Genomic DNA, 20511 nt, shown 5'->3' on the forward strand with positions numbered 1-20511 from the left:
TTAATAAAGTTTGCAGCAAAATGCTAGGGCTTATGCTCTAGCATCTTTTTTTATGTCAAAAAGAAAAGGCGGATTTTATTAATATAAAAAATAATAAAAATAAATGAAATTAAATTCATAAAAAGTGTTGACAAATGAAATTAAATTCATTATAATAGTATTATAAAGATAAACAAAAGGAGATATTGGATATGAAAAAAGTAATGGTTAGAGCATGGGAAATAGCAAAAGAAGCAGTTAAAAAATTTGGTGGTAAAGTTAAAGAATTCTTTTCTCAAGCTTTAAAAATGGCTTGGGCAGAAATTAAAGGAGGAGTTAAAGTGGTAGGGACAGAAAAACAAGTAGTATGGGCAAATGAAATCAAGAAAGAAATGATCTCTGAATGTTCAAAAGTAATCAGTCATGATTTTGCTGGAGTATTAGAGGTTATGAATAAAATGAACGTTACAGTTGATGAAGTTCTCGTTAAAGCTACAGGGACTCCAATGGAGAAAATGGTTTTAGATGCTAAGAAATGGATTGAAAGAAAGGCTAAAATTGAAGCTTGTGAAGACGCAGTTTGGTTTATAAATAATAAAGATAATTTATCTTGGATTTAATATGCTACTAACCATTACAGGCTGACCACTTGCCTTAAAGTGGTATCTCCTAAAAAAAGAAAAGGTCGTGATAATATGAATATTAAAGATAGATTATGTAATTTTTTATTAAAAACAGAGATTGGAAATAAAGCAAGAAAAGAATTTAACGAGCAGCAAAAAGCTTTTGAGAATAATGAACCTTATACACGCACATGGAAAACTATATTGGCTGTACAAGAAAGAGGTTATACTACAATTTGTAATGTATACGAAAATATAGGAGATGATCCAACAGCAAAAGAATTTGCTAACATAATTAAAGACATTAGTTTTTTAGATGATGCTCTTGATAATGTTCTGACTTTTTCTGAAGCTACTGAAGAGTTAGGATGTGCTGCAGGATATTTAAACTCTTTAGTCAAAAGAGGTGTATTAATTGAGGGTGAGGACTTTAGAAAAGCAGGTCGTGTTTGCTTAATAACACGAAAAAAGGTTGAAAGTTTAAAAAGATAGATAAAAGACATATTTTAGGATTGGATATTCCAGTCCTTTTTTTATATAAAAAATAAGGCAGCTACTCAGCCGCCTTTTCATCAAAACTGATATTCAATTTATAGCCTAGAAGTTCAGCTATTTGTTCTAGCTCATTAATAGTCCATTTATTCCTCTTTAGTTTGTTACCTATATTTCCTTGGCTTGTTCCTAGCATTTCAGCTAACCATGCTTGTGTCTTTCCACTTCGAGTGAGTAATACTTTTATTTCTGTACTTATATCCATTTTTAATACACCCCTTTAAAGTATATTATAATTATTTAGTTATAAAAGTAAACATATTAAAATAAAAATATCACTAAAAAGTTATAAAATAGTATTGACTTATAATTTAAAAGTGATAATATATCACTATAAAGAGATTTAGAAAACGGAGGATGATTAATATGAAAAAAGTACTTTTAGTTTTATTAGCATCATTAATACTTTCTATTTCACCAGTTACTAGTGCATCTGTAGGAAATTCAAATCCAATACATGATGAAGTAATCGTTGGTTATGAAGTTGGTTATTCTGTTGATTGTCAAACAATATTAGGGCATGATATGAGGATGTGGAATTTCAAAGGGCTTATACCAGGTTGGTACGTTGCTTATAGTTTAGATCAAGACAACTATTACTACATCAGCCAAGATGCAGCTATAGCTTTTTTAGAATAAAAATAAAAAGATAGTTTAAATGGAGATGGTTTTTATGATGGAGAACTACAGATCATTATTTGATGTATATCTTAAAATGTTAAAGGAAGATTATGATGATAGTAACCCATACGATAACCTTGATGAATTGTGTAAAAAATGTAATAGATTAATGTGGGAACTAAGTGGTATGTTAAACCTTCTTGCACATACAGGTGAAATCAATTATGATACTGAGAAGGCTGAGCGTGAAAAATTAGTTAAAACGTTTAGTACAATTTCACTTTTTAATGCGTATATTGAAGATGGAGAAGTAATGGTTTTTAGTAAAGTTTAAAAATACAGTTTGAATAGAATATATTATTTATGACCATGCTCTATTAAAGGAGTGTGGTCTTTTATGTTTAAACGAATTTTAGAACAATTATTAGAAGTTAGATGGTGGCTTGTTATACCTTTAGGAATCATACTAGCAAATATATTTGCATTTATAATAGCATTCAAATAAAAAAATTGCACAATTCTTGTTTATAATATAAAATTATCTTAAAATTAAAAATGAGGTGATTTTATGTTTTGCAAAAATTGTGGTAAACAAATTGATGATGATGTTATTGTATGTCCAGGTTGTGGTAAACAAGTACAGGATTTAAAGAGGGAACCAATATCTAATAATGTAGAAGATATAGTAAATAATAAAGATGCATGGTATTATGAGTGGTGGTTTATAATACTTATGTTTTTTGTATTTTTCCCAGTAGGCATAGCTTTATTAGTTCTAAAGCTTAAATAGGTATATATTATGAGTAGACAATGGAAAACATCTATAATAATTTCTGTTATAATACTTATTATTGGCGGGTTTGGTGTGTACAAGTATAGAGATTATTGCATAATAAATGCAGTACAAAATATGTGTGATATGGATCCTACAGCTAACATACATGTAACAGATTTTAAAACTGTAGAAGAATATTCAGCATATATACAAGAAGTTCAATATGATTTCGAGGAAAAGTCTTTTAAGATTATAGCTGATAAATTTTGGACAACACCTGAACACGCTAAAGAACTATATATTGATTACATTATAAAATAGTATAAATAAAATACGAGATTTAAAAAGGACCGGTTGACTATTAATCAGCTGGTCCTTTTTTTATTTCCAGGACTTCCTCAACTTTAAGGTTGAAATATGTACATATGCGTTCTATAACTTGTAGCTCAACTTGTTGATTATTATTAAGTTTACTTACTGTTGACCAACTCAGCCCTACATCATTTACTAGTACACTTTTTTTGATGTTGTTTTCAAGCATCCAGTGTAGTAGTGGCTTATAGCTTATCATTATAACTCCCCCTTAAATTTAATATTAACATATATTGTAAAAAAATCTATAAATCTTTGCATATTAGAAGTAATCTTTGCATACGTATAGAGTGTATAAAGAAAAGCCACAATATGTACACAAAATATATAACGTAGTATCTATTGTGGTTATTAAATAACATATTGGGGGTATATTTATGAATTTAGCACTTAATGTAGGATTCTATAATACAAAAGTTAAAACAGAAAATATATTAACTATTCATGAGACAAGAGCACGTATAACAACAGAAGGTATCAATACAATAAAAATCGGTAAAGTACTTTATGAAGTAGGTGAAGGTACTAGAGATATAACAGATAAAGCAACAAATGATGTAAGTACAATATGCAGCAAATATAATGTTTTAAAATATGGTGACACTAATACTAAATTAGTAGTTGCTCTACCAATGAACTTATATCTTAATAGAATGTACAGAGAATCATATGGGCAATCATTATTAGGTGTACACAGTGGAATCATAGACGGTATTCAAAAGATGGTTAATGTAAATGAATGTATTGTTTATGCTGAGGGTGCAGCAGCATACTTAAAATACAAATCTGTATTAAAAGAAAAGCTAGTAGGTTTAATTGATATTGGTGGAAATACAATTAATTGCATGGTATTTGACCATGGCAGATTAAACAAAGATAGTATAACTACTCTTGATCTTGGAATGGTTAAACTAGAAAGAGAAATAAGAGATTCATTGAACATAAATAAAACTTGGAATGTACAGGATTATGAGATAAGAGACATACTTGAAACAGGAGAGTGTAGTGATATAACAGATGATATTATAAATTCTCATATAAAGAAAATTAAAAATGAGTTAGTTGAAAAAAAGTGGAACGTAGATAGGCTTACGATGTTTGCAACAGGTGGTGGTAGTATAACATTAAAGAAACAGCTTGAAGAATCTTTTAATAGGATTATTGTAAGTGAAGATGGAATCTATGACAATGTAGATGGATTGTATATGGTAGCAGAAAGAGGATGATTTAATGGCAAAAGAACATATTAGTTTTAAAAATCCACGTGTTATAAGCGTGCTAAATGAAGCTAAGAAAACTCGAAACATGAGTAAACTAGTTGAAGATGCTATTATATTTTATTTAAATAACATGGATAAAGAAAATCAGTATACAACACGAGAAGATGTAAAAGGCATCATTATTGAGTACTTAGGACAAATAGCGTTTCAAGGTCCAATACAGAATAAAAATTATGAACACTTTGAAGATGTGAAAGATGATATAAAGACAATTTTAGATTTATAAAGGGGATGTTAATATGATTACATTAGCAAGTGGGTCTGTATTAGTAATGAAGCTTGGTGCTTTAGCACTAACAACAGCTGTAACAAATTCATTATTGGATGCAGCTGATAAAAAGGACTGGATAATTAGAATTAATATTGTAGCAGGAGTTGTAGCTGTAATAGTTATTTATAGTGGAGTTGTTAAGCAAGGACTTGATTTAGCAACTACATTTATGCACATGGTTGAATAGTGTATGTACCTAGCATCACGCGCCATTAAATACGAGACTAGGGCGAAGCGAGTAGGCGAGTAAGTGTGTGCTAACACGCTTGTCTACTCATTGATTTTACGTTGTTTATATGTTCAAACGGATTGAATATTGGATTGAATAGGGGGTTGTCTCATGAATAATGAGAAATTGATAACAAGTTATATAGTTGGAACATTAATGATAGCTGCACATAATGCGTTACCTGTGCTTTTGGTTCCAGGAGCAGTTGGTGTTTGTGGAAGTATGCTATTTTATGCATTGAATAATAAAGATGAATATAAAAATATGTTTCATACACTTAAGATCGTTAATAAAAATGGTGTATATCCAAAGTTACTTGGGAAAAGACTTATTGGAAAAAATGTTGCTAGAGTTTATACAATACCTGCTGGACTAGAGTTTTCAGATATAGAAAAGTTAAAAGATAAGATGGAAAATATTCTTCATTCAAGTATTAGCTTAACTAAAGAAAATTATACTTTTATTTTAACTAAAGTAATGAATGGATATCCTAAAGTAATAAAAAAAGATTTTACAACTATGCCTAAAACGCTAAAATTTGATTTAGGAGAAGATATAACAGGTAAGTGTGTTAGACTAGACCTAACAGGTACAGAAATGCATACAGGCATTTTCGGAGCGACAGGCACAGGTAAAAGCGTATGTCTTAATGTAATAATGACCCAAATAGTACAAAATAGTTATGAGGTTAGAATAATAGATCCTAAGCACGTAGAATTTACTTTATACTTAGATTACCCCAAATTAAGCAAGTATGCAGTTAAGATAGAAGAAGCTAGGGAAGTATTAGAAAGTACAGTAAAATTAATGGATATTAGATACATGAAGTTAGCTGAATCTAGATGCAAAAGTGCAAAAGAATATAAAGGTGCTGGTATGGAACCAGTATTTTTACTTGCAGATGAATACAATGCATTAATGGAAGATAAAGAATGTAAAAAGTTATTATTTGCTCTTTTAAGTCGTGCAAGAGCTGCTAATATAATTGTTGTATTATCAACACAAAGGCCAAGTGCTGATGTGCTACCAGGAATAATACGATGCAATTTGAAAAACACTATATCATTTCAAACTGAAACAAATGTTGATAGTGAAATAGTAACAGGCCAAAAAGGAAATTATATCGCACACAGCGAACTAAAATCGCCAGGAGAAGCTTTTTTAAAAGTTGGTAGTAGATTTACATTGTTTAAGTCTTACTACTTAACAGATAGTGAAATACTAGAACAAATAGGATGTAAACTTACAGGTAGAAAAAAACGTATAGAGAATATAGAAAAACATAAAGAAGAAAATACTAACAGGGACATAGATGCGATTAAGGCACTAATATGACAGACCGTGACCTGAAAGTAATAGACTTTGTGAGTAAGAATCCTTGTAGGTCTGATGTAATAGAAAAATTATTTTACACTTCTTACCGCGTGGCCATGCGAAGGCTTCAAAAAATATGTGACTATGGATATTTGAAACGGTGGCGTGATAATCCTAATGAAAAGTATTTTTACTATGTAGGTAAACTTCCAAAACAAAAAGAACACCTAAACTTAGCAGCTAAAACAATTTTATACGCTAAAAGCCTGGGATATGAAGTTGTAGAGTTTAGACGTGAGGTCAAGTTAGATAGCATAAGACCAGATGCAATATTAGGCCTAAGACGCGGCGATAAATATGGCGTGTTGATAGTAGAAGTTGAGAGGTTCAATAATAGCCTTAAGAAAAAAATCTCTAAGTATGAGCAGATCTACAAAGAAAAGAAGTACTTCTCTAAGTTCAAAATACTTTATATTAGCAATTATAATATTACAAGTGATGTTATCGACATAATAAATATAAAGTTTGATGTTGTAAATAGATTATAAAGTGATTAGAAAATGATTAGAAAGTAATTATGAAGTGATTAGAGAATGATTAGGAAGTAATTAAAGAATAAAAAAGTCCTGCAAATTATATATTTGTAGGACTTTTTTTAATGTCTCAAAGAATGTCTTCTTATAATTCATATACACGTTGATACTCAAAGATTAGCTAGTACTAATATATAGCATAAAATCCATCAACTTTTTTATTTAAAAAATTATTTTTATTCGATGTTATATTTTTAACTCCTTATTTGTATGTTAATTTGCCAACAAAAACTGGCAATACAAAAGAAGGAGCTGAAAGCATGGGAAGAATAGTTTTTACACCAGAAAAATTGAAACGTTGTAACAAGGTAAACAAAAGATTAATGGAAGACTTCATGGTTGAATTGAGGAGTAATAAAAAAAGCATACATACTATAGACCAATATCGTTATGATTTGCGAATGGTAATATGCTATATACTAGACAATATGGATAATATGTCTTTTTTGGATATGAAAAAGAAAGATTTTAGACGTATTAAAATGTGGTTAATAGAAGAACGTGGAGTATCTTCTGCACGTTGCTCACGTGTTATGAGTGCGATTCATAGTATGCTAGATTATGCTGAAGATGAAGAAGAGTACAACTATGAGTATAACGTATCAAAGAAAGTTAAAGGACTATCAAAAGAACCAGTACGTGAAATTGTATTTCTTAGTGATGAACGTATTAAAAAGCTTAGGAATGCACTCAAAGAACGTGAGATGTATAAATATATGGCATTGGTAGATATGCTATATGATTCAGCAGCAAGGAGACGTGAGATTCATCAAGTATTACGTAATGGATTGTTAGAACGTAACTATACAAATGTCGTGCGTGGGAAAGGTGGTAAACAGTTTCCGTTGCTATACTTTAGTAGAAGCCATGAAAGCTTAGGTTTATATCTATCTACTAGAAAAGATAAACTAAATGATTTATGGATTATAGGTTCAGGAGATACAGCAAGACCTGCTAGTTATGAGTCTATTTATGGTTGGGTTGTTTCTATGAGATCAATACTAGAAGAAGTTGAAGGAGAATACATCCACTTCACGCCACACTCATTTAGACATAGTTCTCTTGAAAATATGAAGCGTGGTACACACTACATATGTCGTGAGTTATGCAAAGAAGAAGGCTTTTCATTAGAGCAGCTTAAGGTATTTGCACATCATGAAGATAGTGGAACAACTGAAAGTTATTTGAAGAGAGATGATAATAATATTCTTCAAGAGATGTTTGGTATAAAAATGAATTAAATTACAATTTTTACTTTACATTACATAAATATATCTATATAATTTATTAGGCATGTATATATATTCATGCAACATAACATAAAAGGGATATAAAAAATGTAATGTGGATTAAATTGGTTTATATATTAAAAAACATAATCCAAGGAGTAGAATTACATGTTATATCAAAAAAATACTATTAATATTAAAGACTTATTAAAGGACATAATAAGTATAAGTGTTAATGGAGAAATTATTTATAAAAAATAGTTTCTATAGGGTACATTGTGTGCCCTATTTTTTTTATAATTGACGTAGTTTTTGACGGAGTTATGCCTATAATTATGTTTAAATTATTTTTTACAATAGTAAAAAATAATACTAAAGTTTAATGTGAAAAACGTTGATGTTCTAATAGAAACAACGTTTTATCAATATTTATAAACTATCATACAAAATTTAAAAAAAGAGTAGCTCATTCGTAATGAGCAAGTCGCGGGTTCGAGTCCCGCTTCCAGCTTTTATAAGGGTTTATAGGGATAGACCTAAGTGAGAAAATAGATTTACAGTGTAGTTTACAGCGAAATAATTAGTGAAGAGAGAAAACCTCAGATGTATAAAAGCATTTGAGGTTTTTAAATCTTTATTTATTAATATAAAAAAATATATAGGAGAGAATATGAAAGATAGAATAAGAAGTTATATAAAGGAAAATAATAAGGAAATCAAAGTTTGGGATGATACAGGAATTAAAAGGTATAGGGGAATGGGGAAATGGGTTAGTATATTCTGGTAAACTAAATCAACAAGAAATTGCTATAAAGTTTTTAGCTGAGACAAGCAGTAAAAAATTAATAAGGTTTAAGGCAGAATATTTTAATATAAGTTTACTAGAAGGGTGTAATGATATTGTAAAAAATATTAACTATGAAGAAATTCTAATAGATGATATTAGTGTACCAATGATTATGATGAAGAGATATAAGTCATCTTTGAAAGCACACAGGAAGTCAGAAGAGATGACAGGAGAAGAGTTAGTAAAAATATTTAATTTTTTAATGAATGTATTATCTTTTATACATGATAATGGAATAATACATAGGGATTTAAAACCCGAAAATATATTAGTAGATCAAGAAGGAAATTATAGGTTAAGTGACTTTGGGATAGCTAGTTACAATCCTGAAATCTTTGGATTAAAAGCGAATACTCAAAGAGGGGAAAGGCTAGCTAATTATGAGTTTTCAGCACCTGAACAATCTCAAAAAGATATAGAACCAGCCCCTTCTATGGATATATATGCAATGGGACAAATTTGTCAATGGTATGTATTTGGTAAAACTCATAAGGGAACTGGAAGAAGAAGGTTTCAGGAAATTTTTGAAGGACAAGAGGCTCAAATTTTAGATGTTGTTATCAATAAATGTATTGCTAATGAGCCAAGTGAGAGATATCAATCAATTAATGAGATAGAAAATGATATTAACAGAATGCGAGAAGCAATGAAAAAATAGATCCATTTGATGAAATGAAGTTACTAGGCGATGTTATTTGTGCCTCATATCCAAAGGCATATTGAAAAGTAGTAGAAATCAATAATAGTGAAGTAATAAAAAGATTAATTGAGAATATTAACAGCAGGCCATTTAAAAGTCAATTATGGTTTAATACAGGAGTAGGGAATAATACTATAAGTAGACTAGAGTACATTGAAGAAAATCAACTTATCATTAATTCACATGAAATAAAAGTAAATAATATATGGTTATATACAGGAGACAACCTGTATGACGATTTAATAATTGTAGAGGCTGAAAATGATATGAAAAATATTACACCATATATCGTTGATGAGGAAGAATTATATCTAGTAGCAGTTATTGATAAAAAATATATTGTAGACCCTACAATGGCAGAGTCAGGATATGTAGAAATCGATAACAGGATTATTAGTACCAATGAAGTAGAAGTAGAATATCGTGATAGATATAATACGTATAGATATTATATTATAGGGACAGAGTGGCATAGCAGTATTATAGAAGAGAATGATGAAGTACTAAGAAGAATACAGGGACAAATATTACAAAATGAAGATGTAATACAATTAAAGAATGATTTAAGAAGAAAGAAGCATAGAGAAGTATATTTAAGATCATGATAAAAAATAGTAGTAAATAGCAGAAATTATGGTTATAGTAAATTTAATGCAAAATTCTAAAGAAAGTTTGCGAGTATAATTACTATTTATAAACAAGAAAACTCGCTTAATTTGTACAGATAAAGGTATTAAGAGCCATAGATGTTTATAATGCACTTAGGGCTTTTTCTAATTTATAAATAGCATCTTTTTTAGTATCATCAGTAGAATGTACATACCTATTCAATGTAATTTTAACATCCGTATGTCCTAACAGCTGTGATACTGTTTTTACATCCACACCCTGCTCTATAAGGCGAGTCGCAAAGCTATGGCGGAGTCCATGGAAAGTGATGCCTTTATATTTTGTAATAAGGTTTCCGTCTGAATCAAGTATTTGGTAAGGGCGGATTTTTGCTTTTTCACAGAGAAACTTGTGAGATTTGGCGATGCTGTCATATTTAATTTGATTGCCTTTACTATTTTTAAAGACAAAGTCATCAGCTTGTCCATTGATATTCTCTTTATGGTGCTGTAGCAACAGATTATCTTTCACAGGTTACAAATGTAAATCTAGTGGAAGGGGCTAAAGCACCTAATTGGGAAAAGTTCATTGATGAAATCTTTTTAGGTGATAAAGAGCTTATGCATTATGTCCAAAAGGCTATAGGTTACAGTTTAACAGGTTAGAGTAAATATATCTAATTTTAGTACGGCTATCTTATTTTAACAATACGTCTGATTATTGTACGCTTACTATATTTCAAGTTTTTAGTTGGTTTCTCTATAGACATGACGAGAATAAAGAAGATTTAAAAAATTAATTACAAGCAATAACTTTTTTGATACAATGGGTATAAATGCTTAGATATTAGTAATAGCAGAGAGAGAATGGAGAAAATAAAATGAAATTAGGAAAGATTAGAAAGTTATTGGGAGTTATTTTAGCAGTGGGGTTAGTGAGTGGTAATGTTTTTGCTGGGGAGGTTGTAAGTAGTGATGAGGTAGTTGTAAGTGAAGAAAGCAGCTCGGACACTGTGGAAGGTTCAATATCTATGGTTGTAGAGGCGAATGGATTTTCTGGTGATGAAAGAGTAGACTATTTACTAACTTATGGTCAAGCAGTGGGGCAGAGTGTAGAGAAGGATAATGTGAGGGTTACGATAGAGCGAATATTGGCAGATGCTTATACCTGGCAGATGCTTATTTCTGTGGAGACTATAGATGGAACGGCATTTAAAGGTGATGGAGAGAGAGTTTGGGTGCAAGGATTAAATGTTACAGACAAGCAGAGGTTGGCGATTGAAGCAGAGAAGGAGAAGCTTATGGCGGCATTGCCAAAAGATGCGGGTCTAATGGATTATTTAAAAATAGAGGCGCAGTTTAATGAAACCTTTAAAAGTGCCCTTGAAAAGTGTACAAAGGAAGATGGCACGCTAGATATGGATGAGTTTAGAGCCTATATAAACGATAACGATGGTAATGGCTGGGGTTCTGCTTCATCAAGTTATGGACCAGGTTATAGTGGGCAGGATACAGAAAGTAAGAAGTATTTTGTGTACGAAGGGAGTAGCCAGGAAGCAATGAGCAATGAATGGGTACTTCGAATAGATGGGGTAAGGCAGGAGAAAGAGGTGACTTATGATATTACAAAGACAGTTGCAGCGTATCTAGAGGCGCATAAGAATGATGAGGTGGAGACTGAGCCACTTGAAATAACAGATGAGGAGAAAGAACGTTTAGAAGACCTTAAACTAACGGATAAGGAGTGGTATGAAGAGCGTAAGGCGGAATTTGAGAATAGGCCAAAGCATATATTGGCTGAGGGAAATTTAGAGCTTGCTATTATCCCTGAAGATGAAGCTTATTGGATTGATAATATAGGTTTTATAGATAATCAGTTCCATATTCTCTTTAAGGGCGAGAGTCAGCAGCATTATAATCTAGAGTTAAGCAGCAAGGATGAGGAATGGGTAATGGATATCTATAATCATGAGAGTGTAAAGTATGAGGAAGAGGAAAAAGAGAAAGTAGTGGCGTATAGAGCGTATGATATAAAAGATGTGGAGGCTTTGAAAAATTACACTTTGACACTTTCGACAAATAAGTTATTAGAAGAAACTACAGGATTATCAGATATTGAACTAAAGCTTGAGGCTTTTTCTGTACCTAAAGTCATTACGGTAAATCAAAAGCTTGCGTATTATGATGATAAAGAAGTAACTTTGCAAGAGGTTGTATTAAATGAACATTCAATGCTTTTAACTTTTACAGGGGTTGAAAAGAGCATGAAGGTAGCAAGAGACATTCAAGTGAAATTAAAGGATGGCACATGCAAAAAGTTATATTCTAGTGCAGGACATGGCAATGAAGTTCAGGAGACCAGTATTTATGCATTAGGTAATTTAAAACAAGAAGAAATTGTAAGTATTTTATGGGAGGATAAAGAAATCTCATTACAATAACTCACATCAAATAGCTAAATAAGGCGATATCTAGTAGAGATATCGCCTTATTTAGCTATTTGATGTGAGCAAAAATACCCTTAGTAGCGTGTGTGTGTATAAGAGATGAATAAAAAATAAATAAAAAATATTTAAAATAGTGTATATAAAAAGACGTTTTGTGCGCTGTAGAGGGAATGAAAAATCCTTTTTTGAAATGCAAAACCCATAAAAATCAATAAAAATTATGCATGTTTCAAGTTAAGAGAAAAAATTTTATTTTATTTGAAAAACTAATTTATTATATGTCAAAAAGCATAAAAAAACATTATGTGAATAAAAATTTATTTACATAATAAATGAAATAAAGTAAAACATATTGACATTTTATAAAAAATTTAATATTATTCTTACAAGTAGCAAGGACGCTATGAGAACAATTGAAGGGCTCATAGTGTCTTTTTTTGTAGACTGGAAAGCGCAATTTTAAACTTTCCTATGTCCAAACTCAAAATTTGATACTCAAAATTTGAGTTAAGAATGTGACGTTAGTCACTTTCTTATGATAGAAAACCAACTAGGGAGGAAGATTTTATGAAAACAAAATTTACACGTCTGCTTGGAATTATGTTAGCTAGTGCATTTATGCTAACTGGATGTGGTGGTGGACAACCGGCATCATCAGAAGGGGTAGAAGCAACAGAAACAGCACAAGTAGAAACAACAACAGCTTCAGGTGAAGCTAAAATTGCAAAACTTATATCAGGTCCAGAACCAGGTTCACTTCATCCTGCTTTATCACAAGGAACACATGAGTCTATTATCTTAGACCATGTCTTTGAGGGGCTTATGAAAAGAGATGCAGATGGCAATATCATACCTGGTACAGCAGAAAGCTATGAAGTGAGTGAAGATGAGCTTACATATACATTTAAAATTCGTCAAGATGCAAAATGGTCAAATGGTGACCCTGTGACAGCAAGAGACTTTGAGGTGGCATGGAAATATGCCCTTGCCCCAGAGACAGCATCTGATTATGCTTATCAGCTTTATTACTTAGTAGGTGCTGAAGATTATAATGTAGGGATAGGTTCAGCTGATGAAGTAGGCGTTAAAGCATTAGATGACACAACACTCGAAGTTAAATTAGCATCACCAACAGCTTATTTCTTAGAATTATGTGCATTCTATACATACTATCCAGTTAATGCAGCGATTCAAGAAGAAGTGGGCGCTGAGTGGTCTCATGATGGTAGTACATTCGTATGTAATGGACCTTTTACAGTTACAGCATGGAATCATGATGAAAGTGTAGAACTTGCAAAAAATGAGAACTATTACAATAAGGATGCTGTAAAACTTGATGGCATCACTTTCTATATTTCAGATGACCAAAATACAATGTGGCAAATGTATCAAAACGATGAAATTGACCTTGATTATGAAATCCCTACTGATGTAGTAGGTCAATTAAAAGCACAAAATGACCCAGAACTTCAAATTGTACCAGAACTTGCAACTTACTTCTATCGTTTTAATACAACAGTTAAACCATTTAACAATGCAAAAGTACGTAAAGCCTTATCTATGGCGATTGACCGTCAGCTAATCGTAGATGAAGTTACACAAAGCGGCGAAATCCCAGCATACGGTGTCGTATGTCCACAAATTGCAGATGCAACAGGTGACTTTAGAGAAAATGGCGGTGAATGCTTCAGCGAAAATATTGATGAAGCTAAAAAACTTTTAGCTGAAGGTCTTGCTGAAGAAGGAATGGATAAATTAGAGTTTACAATTCTTTATAATACAAGTGAACAGCACAAAAAAGTTGCTGAAGCTATTCAGCAAATGTGGAATGAAAATTTAGGTGTTAATGTCACACTAGAAAATACAGAAATGAAAGTTAAAATTGACAGAGAACATAAATTAGACTATGAAGTTTCAAGAGCTGGATGGATTGGTGATTATGCAGACCCTAATACATTCTTAGATTTATTTACTTCTTGGAGCTCACAAAATGATACAGGCTGGAAAACAGAAGCTTATGATGAACTCATTACTAAAGCAGGCGAAGAACTTGACCCAGCAACACGTATGGGGTATTTACATGAAGCAGAAGAAATGTTAATGGAAGAAATGCCTATCATGCCTATCTATTACTATACAAGAGCTATTGAAACAAAACCTTACTTAACAGGTGTGTTTAAAGCTGTTAACAGAGACGTTAACTTAACTTATGCAGATATCAGCAAATAGTTCGTATAACAATTAAATGATGTAGTATATGTAAGTTGCCTATTTTTTGATAGGCAACTTACTATAAGTTATGGGTGTAAAAATATAACAGGTTTCAATGGATGAAACAGTAGAGAGGGAGGTTATTTATGCTAAAGTATATCTTAAAGCGAATAGGAATGGGGCTTATAACAATATGGGCAATCATTACAATTACTTTTTTAATTATGCATAATATACCAGGAGATCCTTTTGCAAAAGAAGGAAAAATGACAGAGGCAGTTTATAACAACTTAATGGCACATTATAACTTAGATAAACCATTAAGTGAGCAATATGTGATTTATTTAAATAATGTAGCGCACCTAGATTTAGGGCCTTCTATAACGAGTAAAACAAGAACTGTGAATGATTATATCAATGAGAACTTCCCAGTATCAGCACAGCTTGGAATTGTGGCATTTATATTTGCCCTAATAGTAGGTGTAGGACTAGGTATCGTAGCAGCACTTAAGCGAAATAGTTGGCCAGATTATATATGTACTATTATTGCAATTATAGGGATTTCCATACCAAGTTTTATTTTATCGACTTTACTGATTGAAGTCTTTGCAATTAAATGGAAATTAGTCCCTACATCAGGGTGGGGAAAACCACAAAATATTATTTTACCAGCTATTGCAATTAGCATGATGCCTATTGCACACATTGCTAGGATGATGCGTTCAAGTATGATTGAGGTACTTGGGCAAGATTACATACGTACAGCTAAGGCAAAAGGACTGTCTCAAGGTAAAATCATTAGAAGACATGCCCTTCGTAACTCATTAATTCCTGTTATAACAGTAGTAGGAACAACCTTTGCAAATATTGTAGTAGGAAGTTTCGTTGTAGAGAATATTTTTAGAATCCCAGGACTTGGAAAATATTTTGTGCAATCTATTACAAATAGGGATTACTCCGTTATATTGGGAACGACTATTTTTTATAGCGTGATTTTAATTAGTGTCTATATTGTAGTAGATATACTATATGTTTTAGTAGACCCACGTATTCAACTGGTATCTAAGAAAAGCAGTTGGTTTAAAGGTAAAAATAAGAAGACAACAGAAACTAGCGAGTGGGGGATTTAAAGATGACAGAAGAATTTCAATTGACACCAGATTTGTTTGAGCAAGTTGAAAATAACTTTGAAGATGCTGAAGCCATTAAAAGACCTAGTTTAACTTATTGGAAAGATGTATGGAGACGTTTACTTGAAAATAAATTAGCGATGTTTGGCTTTGCAATTATTATAGTACTTGTATTACTTGCAATATTTGCACCGATATTGAGTCCTTATTCTTATGAAATGCAGTCACTTAAAGAACGTAACTTAATGCCTAGCAAAGCACACTGGTTTGGAACAGATAGCTTAGGAAGAGATTTATGGACTAGAGCTTGGTATGGGGCACGTATTTCTTTAGCAGTAGGCTTTGTGGCAACAGGCATTGAATTTGCCATTGGGGCTATTTATGGTGGGATTTCAGGTAGTCTTGGCGGCTGGGTAGATAATGTCATGATGCGTATTGCAGAAATTTTCTATAGTATCCCTTACATGCTTATTGTTATTTTAATGATGGTTTTAATGTCACCAGGACTTGTACCTATGATTTTAGCTTTAGTAGCTACAGGATGGATTGGTATGGCAAGATTAGTGAGAGGACAAGTGCTACAACTTAAAGAGCAGGATTATGTCAAAGCTTCAGAAGCATTAGGCGGTGGGCTTTTTTGGAAGCTTAGAAAACATTTAATCCCTAATACTATGGGACCTATTTTAGTAGATTTAACATTATCTGTTCCAAGTGCCATCTTTGCAGAAGCTACATTAAGCTTCTTAGGGCTTGGGATTTCAGCGCCTATGGCAAGTTGGGGGTCTATGGCAAATGATGCGCTTACAGGACTTTTCACAGGTGCAGGCTATCAGCTTTTCTTCCCAGCACTACTTATTTCATTAACCATGTTTGGCTTTAATGTATTAGGAGATGGGCTTAGAGATGCGTTAGATCCACAGCTTAGGAAGTAGAAGGAGGTAGAAAGACATGGACACATTATTAAAAGTAGAAAATCTAAAGGTTTCCTTTAAAACCTATGCTGGGGAAGTACATGCTGTACGAGGCATAGACTTTGAGGTTAAAAAAGGTGAGTGTATTGGGATTGTAGGAGAAAGTGGTTGTGGCAAAAGTGTGACGTCACAGTCAATTATGCAGCTTTTAAAGACGCCGCCAGCAATGTATAAAGAGGGGCACATCCTCTTTGAAGGAGAAGACCTTTTAAAGAAAAAAGAAAAAGAGATGCAAAAGATTCGTGGAAATAGTATTAGTATGATTTTCCAAGACCCTATGACAACACTTAATCCTACACAGAAGATTGGGAAGCAAATTGCAGAAATCTTAATGGAACATAAAGATATTAGTAAAAATGAAGCGTATGCGGAAGCTGAAAAGATGTTGGAACTTGTAGCAATGTCAGAGCCTCATAAACGTATGAATCAATATCCACATGAATTTTCTGGTGGGATGAGACAACGTGCCATGATTGCTATGGCCCTTGCTTGTAAACCTAAACTTATCATCGCAGATGAACCAACAACTGCCCTTGATGTAACGGTACAAGCACAAATTTTAGAGTTACTTCAAGACGTTCAGAAGAAGATGGGGATGTCTATTATGCTCATTACACATGATTTAGGTGTTGTAGCTAAAATGTGTGACCGCGTAGTAGTTATGTATGCTGGTCAAATTGTAGAACAAGGCAGCGTAGAAGCAATCTTTAAGTCACCAACACATCCTTATACAAAAGGTTTATTAAAAGCCGTTCCTAGTATGGAGATGAATCGTCATGAAGCGCTTAAAACAATTGTAGGTACACCTCCTGATTTATTTGCACCACCAGCAGGATGTGGTTTCTTTGCAAGATGTGATCAGGCTATGAAAATCTGTAGGGACCATATGCCACAAATGCAAGAGATAAATTCAGAGCTTTCTTCGGCATGCTGGCTCAATCATCCTATGTGTAAAGCAAGAGTTTGCTCAAAGCAAAATGACTTAAAGCAAGATAGAAATGACTAGGAGGAAGGCAAGATGGAACAAAAGGAAGTTTTATTAAAAGTTGATGGGGTGAAAAAGTACTTTAATGTAGGAAGTGGTACGCTTAAAGCCGTTGATGGATTAAGCTTTGATTTATACAAAGGGGAAACATTAGGGCTAGTTGGTGAAAGTGGATGTGGTAAATCCACTGCGGGAAGAACTATTTTGCGCCTTTATGAACCTACAGATGGCAAGGTTGTTTTTAATGGAGAAGATGTCTTTAGTTTATCTAAAAAGCAATTAAAAGAAATTCGTAAACAAATGCAGATTATTTTCCAAGACCCATATGCTTCATTAAATCCAAGAATGACAGTAGAAGATTTGATTGGAGAAGCCTTAGATATTCATAAACTTGCAAGAGGCAAAAAACGTCATGAACGTATTGTAGAGCTTCTTAATTTAGTTGGGCTAAGTGAAGAACATGCGTCAAGATTCCCACATGAATTTAGTGGAGGGCAAAGACAACGTATTGGAATCGCAAGAGCTTTAGCCGTAGAACCACAGTTTATCGTATGTGATGAACCTATTTCAGCACTAGACGTTTCAATTCAAGCCCAAGTTGTCAACTTACTTAAAAAGCTGCAAAATGAAATGGGGCTTACCTATTTATTCATTGCCCATGATTTATCTATGGTAAAATATATTTCAGATAGAATCTTAGTCATGTATTTAGGACAGATGATGGAACTTGCAGAAAGCGAAGAACTTAATGGCAATCCATTACATCCTTATACACAGTTCCTTTTATCAGCTGTGCCTATTCCAGATCCAGAAATAGAGAAGAATAGAGAGCGTATTCGTGTAACAGGAGAAATACCAAGTCCTATTGACCCACCAGATCTTTGTCCTTTCTGTACAAGATGTCCTCATGTACAAGATAAATGTAGAAGACAAAGACCACAGTGGAAAGAAGTAAGTCCTAAACATTATGTGGCTTGTCATTTGTTTGATTAATTAGCTTATAAATTAGGTGTTTCATAAATTAGATATTTCATGAATATAGAAGTAAAATTTATATCGCCAATCACAGTATGTGGTTGGCGATATTTTTATGCAATTTTATTCGAGTAATAGATTAAAAATTTTGAAAAATAATTACAATAATAACATTTTCTGATAAAATGAAATGAGGAGGAGGCAAGCTATGAAATATATTAATTTAGTAATAGATGTATTATTAATAATGGGTTTTATGGCTTTGATTGTACCTAAGGAAATTTATAGGGATGTATTAAAGTGGGGGAAGAAGCATGATAAGATTGTTGGGATTATCGTTTTTGCGATTTTATTATTAATTTTTAATAGGGCTTATATAAGTAGCATAATTGGATATCTTAGTCACATAAAATTAAAGGTGTATTTATTTATGATACCACTTGTCTATTTTATACTGTGGCTAACAATATATATGGGCAGTGGAAATGTCGCTTACTATGCGAAGAAGATTTACTATATCATAGTTTTGGTGGTGGATATCTGCATTATAAATCATCTTGATTTTTCTCAGTTTGATATCCAAAATACATTTGGTTTACCCAAGCCGTTATATGCAAGTGGGCTTATAAGCATTGGGATTTTTATATTGGCTTTTGTACTGGATTTATTGATTTTATCTGGGGGAAGCATTAAGGAATTTAGTTTTGCAGGCGCCACCTTTGTGAAAGAAGACCTTAAAAAAAATATTAAAGAAAATGCAAATAATATACAGATTTTATTAGATAAAATTGAGGCGGAATACAATGCGGTACAGCAGTTTGAAGCCTATATTGATAAGGCAGGTATAAAGACGAAGTTAGAGGAGAAGCTAGATGCATTTGACTGGTGCAAGGAGTTTAAGGCACTGGCACAATATTATTGTAGCTTTCAAAAGGAAGAAATTATAGCGGAGTGTATTGTGGTTGAGCGGGGAATGAATTTAAGAGACCGATTAGTTGTGGCATATGATATATCTAGTATGAAAAGTACAAGGGTATGCAAAAACTTATTAGAGAAAAAATCATATTTCTTGCAGGCACAGGAGCAGCTATTATTTATTCCGTATGAACCCACTTTTTTTGCACATAAGATTATCGTGGTACTGCGAGGAAAGAATAATGTGGTGCAGATTGAGCAGCGTTTTATACTTAATATCTTTAAACGATTTGAAGATTATGTGACGACTGTAATTGCAGAATTGCCTGAATAAAAACTTTTCATTGATTTAAAATGACAATGGCATTAAAATATGACTATATGGGAGGTGACGCTTATGAAGAAGAATACTGAATCGCGAAAGGCGATCATAGAAAAAGCAAAAACTGTTAAAGCTAATGGTGGCGTAGGTGCTAAGACTGTCGGCCTTTCCAATAGGTGTGACCAAATTGTTAGTACAGCAAATAAAACAACCCAAATTTTAAAAACTATTGGATAAGTTGAGCTGTATAACAATAAAAGAGTTGGTGCATAATATATAGTATCTAGCCATATTGAGGATGATACAATTATGCAGCTAACAAGAAGAGAACTCATCGACTTGGCAAAGCAATTAAAACATAAGGGCGGTGTAGGCCCTAAATATATAAAATTGTCTAAGTCAGAAGATGATTCAGTGTATAAGATACTTGCTCAAGATGAAAAATTGGTATTACAAATTAATTATAAAAATTAGAATAAGGCGGTGGCTATGAAAGCTGCCGCTTTATTTTATGGTGTGCCCAGCATGGGCGTAGTCTAACGGGTGAAAGTCCCGAGTGTGG

The 20511-nt window shown here is 32.5% G+C and carries 26 protein-coding genes; 23 read left to right on the forward strand and 3 right to left on the reverse strand.

The window, feature by feature from the left end; genetic code table 11:
- The first annotated feature begins 191 nt into the window (after positions 1 to 191).
- Both AC1VAQ_RS18370 and AC1VAQ_RS18375 read left to right on the forward strand, forming a co-directional pair.
- Complete coding sequence (locus AC1VAQ_RS18370) at positions 192 to 599, forward strand: hypothetical protein (protein WP_479904324.1); 408 nt, start codon at positions 192 to 194, stop codon at positions 597 to 599.
- Between the two features lie 75 nt (positions 600 to 674).
- Entirely contained in the window at positions 675 to 1094 is a 420-nt protein-coding gene (locus AC1VAQ_RS18375) for a helix-turn-helix domain-containing protein (RefSeq protein ID WP_479904325.1), read from the forward strand.
- A 61-nt stretch (positions 1095 to 1155) separates the two neighbouring features.
- On the opposite strand, the gene AC1VAQ_RS18380 is transcribed toward AC1VAQ_RS18375, so the two are convergent.
- Positions 1156 to 1359, reverse strand: a complete 204-nt coding sequence (locus tag AC1VAQ_RS18380) for an XRE family transcriptional regulator (RefSeq protein ID WP_479904326.1) — start codon at positions 1357 to 1359, stop codon at positions 1156 to 1158.
- 161 nt (positions 1360 to 1520) lie between these two features.
- On the opposite strand from AC1VAQ_RS18380, the gene AC1VAQ_RS18385 reads away from it, so the two are divergent.
- The 4 genes from AC1VAQ_RS18385 to AC1VAQ_RS18400 all read left to right on the forward strand — a co-directional run bounded on the left by AC1VAQ_RS18385 (position 1521) and on the right by AC1VAQ_RS18400 (position 2871).
- On the forward strand, positions 1521 to 1793 hold the full coding sequence (locus AC1VAQ_RS18385) for a hypothetical protein (RefSeq protein WP_479904327.1): 273 nt from the start codon (positions 1521 to 1523) through the stop codon (positions 1791 to 1793).
- Between the two features lie 34 nt (positions 1794 to 1827).
- Entirely contained in the window at positions 1828 to 2109 is a 282-nt protein-coding gene (locus AC1VAQ_RS18390) for a hypothetical protein (protein ID WP_479904328.1), read from the forward strand.
- A 234-nt stretch (positions 2110 to 2343) separates the two neighbouring features.
- On the forward strand, positions 2344 to 2565 hold the full coding sequence (locus tag AC1VAQ_RS18395) for a zinc-ribbon domain-containing protein (RefSeq protein ID WP_479904329.1): 222 nt from the start codon (positions 2344 to 2346) through the stop codon (positions 2563 to 2565).
- A gap of 9 nt (positions 2566 to 2574) precedes the next feature.
- Positions 2575 to 2871: a hypothetical protein gene (locus tag AC1VAQ_RS18400; RefSeq protein ID WP_479904330.1), complete on the forward strand. Its 297-nt coding sequence runs from the start codon at positions 2575 to 2577 to the stop codon at positions 2869 to 2871.
- Between the two features lie 40 nt (positions 2872 to 2911).
- Here AC1VAQ_RS18400 and AC1VAQ_RS18405 read toward each other — a convergent pair whose 3' ends face one another.
- A complete protein-coding gene (locus tag AC1VAQ_RS18405) occupies positions 2912 to 3121 on the reverse strand; it encodes a helix-turn-helix domain-containing protein (protein ID WP_479904331.1) in 210 nt (69 codons plus the stop codon).
- Between the two features lie 178 nt (positions 3122 to 3299).
- On the opposite strand from AC1VAQ_RS18405, the gene AC1VAQ_RS18410 reads away from it, so the two are divergent.
- The 8 genes from AC1VAQ_RS18410 to AC1VAQ_RS18445 all read left to right on the forward strand — a co-directional run bounded on the left by AC1VAQ_RS18410 (position 3300) and on the right by AC1VAQ_RS18445 (position 9990).
- A complete protein-coding gene (locus tag AC1VAQ_RS18410) occupies positions 3300 to 4148 on the forward strand; it encodes a ParM/StbA family protein (protein WP_479904332.1) in 849 nt (282 codons plus the stop codon).
- Positions 4149 to 4152: 4 nt separating this feature from the next.
- Positions 4153 to 4428, forward strand: coding sequence for a hypothetical protein (locus AC1VAQ_RS18415; protein ID WP_479904333.1), 276 nt, complete (start codon positions 4153 to 4155; stop codon positions 4426 to 4428).
- A 13-nt stretch (positions 4429 to 4441) separates the two neighbouring features.
- On the forward strand, positions 4442 to 4660 hold the full coding sequence (locus tag AC1VAQ_RS18420; protein ID WP_479904334.1) for a hypothetical protein: 219 nt from the start codon (positions 4442 to 4444) through the stop codon (positions 4658 to 4660).
- A gap of 153 nt (positions 4661 to 4813) precedes the next feature.
- Positions 4814 to 6037 (forward strand): FtsK/SpoIIIE domain-containing protein, encoded by a 1224-nt coding sequence (locus AC1VAQ_RS18425; protein WP_479904335.1) that lies wholly within the window; start codon positions 4814 to 4816, stop codon positions 6035 to 6037.
- Positions 6034 to 6564, forward strand: coding sequence for a hypothetical protein (locus AC1VAQ_RS18430; RefSeq protein WP_479904336.1), 531 nt, complete (start codon positions 6034 to 6036; stop codon positions 6562 to 6564). The genes AC1VAQ_RS18425 and AC1VAQ_RS18430 overlap by 4 nt, the downstream gene beginning before the upstream one ends.
- Positions 6565 to 6869: 305 nt before the next feature.
- Positions 6870 to 7850: a tyrosine-type recombinase/integrase gene (locus AC1VAQ_RS18435; protein WP_479904337.1), complete on the forward strand. Its 981-nt coding sequence runs from the start codon at positions 6870 to 6872 to the stop codon at positions 7848 to 7850.
- Positions 7851 to 8566: 716 nt separating this feature from the next.
- Positions 8567 to 9343: a protein kinase domain-containing protein gene (locus AC1VAQ_RS18440; protein ID WP_479904338.1), complete on the forward strand. Its 777-nt coding sequence runs from the start codon at positions 8567 to 8569 to the stop codon at positions 9341 to 9343.
- Between the two features lie 308 nt (positions 9344 to 9651).
- Complete coding sequence (locus AC1VAQ_RS18445) at positions 9652 to 9990, forward strand: hypothetical protein (protein ID WP_479904339.1); 339 nt, start codon at positions 9652 to 9654, stop codon at positions 9988 to 9990.
- Between the two features lie 145 nt (positions 9991 to 10135).
- Here the strand turns inward: AC1VAQ_RS18445 and AC1VAQ_RS18450 are convergent, their stop codons facing one another.
- On the reverse strand, positions 10136 to 10525 hold the full coding sequence (locus AC1VAQ_RS18450; RefSeq protein WP_302599676.1) for a tyrosine-type recombinase/integrase: 390 nt from the start codon (positions 10523 to 10525) through the stop codon (positions 10136 to 10138).
- A gap of 349 nt (positions 10526 to 10874) precedes the next feature.
- On the opposite strand from AC1VAQ_RS18450, the gene AC1VAQ_RS18455 reads away from it, so the two are divergent.
- The 9 genes from AC1VAQ_RS18455 (at position 10875) to AC1VAQ_RS18495 (ending at position 20423) form a co-directional block, all read left to right on the forward strand.
- Entirely contained in the window at positions 10875 to 12434 is a 1560-nt protein-coding gene (locus tag AC1VAQ_RS18455) for a DUF4179 domain-containing protein (RefSeq protein ID WP_479904340.1), read from the forward strand.
- Positions 12435 to 13007: 573 nt separating this feature from the next.
- Entirely contained in the window at positions 13008 to 14669 is a 1662-nt protein-coding gene (locus tag AC1VAQ_RS18460) for a peptide ABC transporter substrate-binding protein (protein ID WP_302599678.1), read from the forward strand.
- A gap of 128 nt (positions 14670 to 14797) precedes the next feature.
- On the forward strand, positions 14798 to 15781 hold the full coding sequence (locus AC1VAQ_RS18465; protein WP_302599680.1) for an ABC transporter permease: 984 nt from the start codon (positions 14798 to 14800) through the stop codon (positions 15779 to 15781).
- A gap of 2 nt (positions 15782 to 15783) precedes the next feature.
- Positions 15784 to 16713 carry an ABC transporter permease gene (locus tag AC1VAQ_RS18470; RefSeq protein ID WP_302599681.1) on the forward strand — a complete coding sequence of 310 codons (930 nt, stop codon included), beginning with the start codon at positions 15784 to 15786 and terminating at the stop codon, positions 16711 to 16713.
- 16 nt (positions 16714 to 16729) lie between these two features.
- A complete protein-coding gene (locus AC1VAQ_RS18475) occupies positions 16730 to 17758 on the forward strand; it encodes an ABC transporter ATP-binding protein (protein ID WP_302599683.1) in 1029 nt (342 codons plus the stop codon).
- A gap of 12 nt (positions 17759 to 17770) precedes the next feature.
- A complete protein-coding gene (locus AC1VAQ_RS18480; RefSeq protein ID WP_302599684.1) occupies positions 17771 to 18730 on the forward strand; it encodes an ABC transporter ATP-binding protein in 960 nt (319 codons plus the stop codon).
- A 190-nt stretch (positions 18731 to 18920) separates the two neighbouring features.
- On the forward strand, positions 18921 to 19961 hold the full coding sequence (locus AC1VAQ_RS18485) for a hypothetical protein (RefSeq protein ID WP_302599685.1): 1041 nt from the start codon (positions 18921 to 18923) through the stop codon (positions 19959 to 19961).
- Positions 19962 to 20024: 63 nt separating this feature from the next.
- The gene (locus tag AC1VAQ_RS18490; RefSeq protein ID WP_302599687.1) at positions 20025 to 20186 is read left to right on the forward strand and encodes a hypothetical protein; all 162 of its coding nucleotides are present in this window, start codon (positions 20025 to 20027) and stop codon (positions 20184 to 20186) included.
- Positions 20187 to 20258: 72 nt separating this feature from the next.
- Positions 20259 to 20423 carry a hypothetical protein gene (locus AC1VAQ_RS18495; protein WP_302599688.1) on the forward strand — a complete coding sequence of 55 codons (165 nt, stop codon included), beginning with the start codon at positions 20259 to 20261 and terminating at the stop codon, positions 20421 to 20423.
- The last annotated feature ends 88 nt before the right edge of the window (positions 20424 to 20511 follow it).

Source organism: Cellulosilyticum sp., from assembly GCF_982396655.1.

Excerpts from the sequence above, each read along its gene's own strand:
- AC1VAQ_RS18470 (WP_302599681.1), top strand. The coding sequence starts at position 15,784 with ATGACAGAAGAATTTCAATTGACACCAGATTTGTTTGAGCAAGTTGAA.
- AC1VAQ_RS18390 (WP_479904328.1), top strand. The coding sequence starts at position 1,828 with ATGATGGAGAACTACAGATCATTATTTGATGTATATCTTAAAATGTTA.
- AC1VAQ_RS18395 (WP_479904329.1), top strand. The coding sequence starts at position 2,344 with ATGTTTTGCAAAAATTGTGGTAAACAAATTGATGATGATGTTATTGTA.
- AC1VAQ_RS18435 (WP_479904337.1), top strand. The coding sequence starts at position 6,870 with ATGGGAAGAATAGTTTTTACACCAGAAAAATTGAAACGTTGTAACAAG.
- AC1VAQ_RS18445 (WP_479904339.1), top strand. The coding sequence starts at position 9,652 with ATGAAAAATATTACACCATATATCGTTGATGAGGAAGAATTATATCTA.
- AC1VAQ_RS18440 (WP_479904338.1), top strand. The coding sequence starts at position 8,567 with ATGATACAGGAATTAAAAGGTATAGGGGAATGGGGAAATGGGTTAGTA.
- AC1VAQ_RS18425 (WP_479904335.1), top strand. The coding sequence starts at position 4,814 with ATGAATAATGAGAAATTGATAACAAGTTATATAGTTGGAACATTAATG.
- AC1VAQ_RS18420 (WP_479904334.1), top strand. The coding sequence starts at position 4,442 with ATGATTACATTAGCAAGTGGGTCTGTATTAGTAATGAAGCTTGGTGCT.
- AC1VAQ_RS18385 (WP_479904327.1), top strand. The coding sequence starts at position 1,521 with ATGAAAAAAGTACTTTTAGTTTTATTAGCATCATTAATACTTTCTATT.
- AC1VAQ_RS18475 (WP_302599683.1), top strand. The coding sequence starts at position 16,730 with ATGGACACATTATTAAAAGTAGAAAATCTAAAGGTTTCCTTTAAAACC.
- AC1VAQ_RS18480 (WP_302599684.1), top strand. The coding sequence starts at position 17,771 with ATGGAACAAAAGGAAGTTTTATTAAAAGTTGATGGGGTGAAAAAGTAC.
- AC1VAQ_RS18410 (WP_479904332.1), top strand. The coding sequence starts at position 3,300 with ATGAATTTAGCACTTAATGTAGGATTCTATAATACAAAAGTTAAAACA.
- AC1VAQ_RS18495 (WP_302599688.1), top strand. The coding sequence starts at position 20,259 with ATGCAGCTAACAAGAAGAGAACTCATCGACTTGGCAAAGCAATTAAAA.
- AC1VAQ_RS18485 (WP_302599685.1), top strand. The coding sequence starts at position 18,921 with ATGAAATATATTAATTTAGTAATAGATGTATTATTAATAATGGGTTTT.
- AC1VAQ_RS18490 (WP_302599687.1), top strand. The coding sequence starts at position 20,025 with ATGAAGAAGAATACTGAATCGCGAAAGGCGATCATAGAAAAAGCAAAA.
- AC1VAQ_RS18455 (WP_479904340.1), top strand. The coding sequence starts at position 10,875 with ATGAAATTAGGAAAGATTAGAAAGTTATTGGGAGTTATTTTAGCAGTG.
- AC1VAQ_RS18430 (WP_479904336.1), top strand. The coding sequence starts at position 6,034 with ATGACAGACCGTGACCTGAAAGTAATAGACTTTGTGAGTAAGAATCCT.
- AC1VAQ_RS18400 (WP_479904330.1), top strand. The coding sequence starts at position 2,575 with ATGAGTAGACAATGGAAAACATCTATAATAATTTCTGTTATAATACTT.
- AC1VAQ_RS18380 (WP_479904326.1), bottom strand. The coding sequence starts at position 1,359 with ATGGATATAAGTACAGAAATAAAAGTATTACTCACTCGAAGTGGAAAG.
- AC1VAQ_RS18465 (WP_302599680.1), top strand. The coding sequence starts at position 14,798 with ATGCTAAAGTATATCTTAAAGCGAATAGGAATGGGGCTTATAACAATA.
- AC1VAQ_RS18370 (WP_479904324.1), top strand. The coding sequence starts at position 192 with ATGAAAAAAGTAATGGTTAGAGCATGGGAAATAGCAAAAGAAGCAGTT.
- AC1VAQ_RS18405 (WP_479904331.1), bottom strand. The coding sequence starts at position 3,121 with ATGATAAGCTATAAGCCACTACTACACTGGATGCTTGAAAACAACATC.
- AC1VAQ_RS18415 (WP_479904333.1), top strand. The coding sequence starts at position 4,153 with ATGGCAAAAGAACATATTAGTTTTAAAAATCCACGTGTTATAAGCGTG.
- AC1VAQ_RS18375 (WP_479904325.1), top strand. The coding sequence starts at position 675 with ATGAATATTAAAGATAGATTATGTAATTTTTTATTAAAAACAGAGATT.
- AC1VAQ_RS18460 (WP_302599678.1), top strand. The coding sequence starts at position 13,008 with ATGAAAACAAAATTTACACGTCTGCTTGGAATTATGTTAGCTAGTGCA.